Annotated in this window: 1 pseudogene; it reads left to right on the top strand. The window is 70.7% G+C overall.

What is annotated here, in order from left to right:
• Nucleotides 1-981: pseudogene (locus KMAL_RS16695) on the top strand (ATP-dependent DNA helicase); the annotation flags it as partial.

Genomic DNA, 981 nt, shown 5'->3' with positions numbered 1-981 from the left:
GCCCCCATCCCGTCACCCCGGCGGAAGCCCGCGCCCGCCTGAGCGAGATCCTTGGCCCCAACGCGCGCACCCGTGCGGGGCAGGCCGATTTCGCCGACGTGGCCACCGCCGCCTTCGCGCCGCGCGCGCAGCGCGGCGCGCCGCACATGGTCCTGGCCGAAGCGGGAACCGGCACGGGCAAGACGCTGGGCTATATCGCGCCGTCGAGCGTATGGGCCCGGCGCAACGACGCGGCGGTGTGGATCAGCACCTATACCCGCCACCTGCAACGCCAGATCGAATCGGAACTGGCGCGGCTGTATCCCGAACCCGCCGTGCGCCGCGAACATGTCGTGATCCGCAAGGGGCGGGAAAACTACCTGTGCCACCTCAACATGGAGGAATCGGTGAACATCGCCCTGTCGCGTGGCCCACGGGCGGCGGGGGCCATGATCGGGCTGGGCCTGATCGCGCGCTGGGCAATGGCGAGCGGCGATGGCGACATCACGGGCGGCGACCTGCCCGGATGGTTTGGCGACCTGTTCGGGCGCGGCCTGCTGGCGGGAATCGCGGACCGGCGGGGGGAGTGCATCCATGGCGCCTGCCCGCATTACCAGCGCTGCTTTGTCGAACATTCCATCCGCCGCGCCCGCACGGCCGACCTTGTGATCGCCAACCATGCCCTCGTCATGTCACAGGCGGCGTGGCACGCCCTCGACGGCGCGGGCACCGGCAGCGAGGACAACATCCCCACGCGCTATGTCTTTGACGAAGGCCATCACCTGATGGATGCGGCCGACAGCGCGTTTTCCACCGAACTGTCGGGGCTGGAGGCGGCGGAACTGCGCCGATGGCTGCTGGGGGCTGAAGGGGCGCGTTCGCGCGCGCGCGGACTGAAGCGGCGGCTCGATGACCTTGTGGTCGGCATGCCGCAACTGGAAACCCCGCTGGATGCCGCGCTGATGGCGGCCCACGCCCTGCCCGCCCCCGGATGGTCCGCCC

Source organism: Novacetimonas maltaceti (assembly GCF_002906255.1).
In the GTDB taxonomy this organism is placed as follows: Bacteria; Pseudomonadota; Alphaproteobacteria; order Acetobacterales; family Acetobacteraceae; genus Novacetimonas; species Novacetimonas maltaceti.
This window is presented reverse-complemented; position numbering and strand designations above follow the sequence as displayed.